Origin of the sequence: Streptomyces sp. NPDC092369 (assembly GCF_044755245.1) — a bacterium.
GTDB lineage: Bacteria > Actinomycetota > Actinomycetes > Streptomycetales > Streptomycetaceae > Streptomyces.
Genome location: NZ_JBIVQP010000016.1, coordinates 1 through 1,204, shown reverse-complemented (window position 1 = coordinate 1,204; position 1,204 = coordinate 1). Strand labels below are relative to the sequence as shown.

1 rRNA gene is annotated in these 1,204 nt (G+C 56.2%); it reads right to left on the bottom strand.

Annotated elements, in window-relative coordinates:
* Positions 1-31: 31 nt before the first annotated feature.
* Positions 32-1,204, bottom strand: a 23S ribosomal RNA gene (locus tag ACIQI8_RS44910); the annotation flags it as partial.

The following is a 1,204-nucleotide window of genomic DNA, read 5'->3' as shown; positions in this document are numbered from 1 at the left end:
CTCAGAACTAACACAGTGGACGCGAGCAACTGAGGACAAGCCCTCGGCCTATTAGTACCGGTCACCTCCAGCGGTTACCCGCCTTCCAGATCCGGCCTATCAACCCAGTCGTCTACTGGGAGCCTTAACCCCTCATGGGGGTGGGAATACTCATCTCGAAGCAGGCTTCCCGCTTAGATGCTTTCAGCGGTTATCCCTCCCGAACGTAGCCAACCAGCCATGCCCTTGGCAGAACAACTGGCACACCAGAGGTTCGTCCGTCCCGGTCCTCTCGTACTAGGGACAGCCCTTCTCAATATTCCTACGCGCACAGCGGATAGGGACCGAACTGTCTCACGACGTTCTAAACCCAGCTCGCGTACCGCTTTAATGGGCGAACAGCCCAACCCTTGGGACCGACTCCAGCCCCAGGATGCGACGAGCCGACATCGAGGTGCCAAACCATCCCGTCGATATGGACTCTTGGGGAAGATCAGCCTGTTATCCCCGGGGTACCTTTTATCCGTTGAGCGACGGCGCTTCCACAAGCCACCGCCGGATCACTAGTCCCGACTTTCGTCCCTGCTCGACCCGTCGGTCTCACAGTCAAGCTCCCTTGTGCACTTACACTCAACACCTGATTACCAACCAGGCTGAGGGAACCTTTGGGCGCCTCCGTTACTCTTTAGGAGGCAACCGCCCCAGTTAAACTACCCATCAGACACTGTCCCTGATCCGGATCACGGACCCAGGTTAGACATCCAGCACGACCAGACTGGTATTTCAACGACGACTCCACCTGAACTGGCGTCCAAGCTTCACAGTCTCCCAGCTATCCTACACAAGCCGAACCGAACACCAATATCAAACTGTAGTAAAGGTCCCGGGGTCTTTCCGTCCTGCTGCGCGAAACGAGCATCTTTACTCGTAGTGCAATTTCACCGGGCCTATGGTTGAGACAGTCGAGAAGTCGTTACGCCATTCGTGCAGGTCGGAACTTACCCGACAAGGAATTTCGCTACCTTAGGATGGTTATAGTTACCACCGCCGTTTACTGGCGCTTAAGTTCTCAGCTTCGCCCGACCGAAATCGGACTAACCGGTCCCCTTAACGTTCCAGCACCGGGCAGGCGTCAGTCCGTATACATCGCCTTACGGCTTCGCACGGACCTGTGTTTTTAGTAAACAGTCGCTTCTCGCTGGTCTCTGCGGCCACCCCCAGCTCA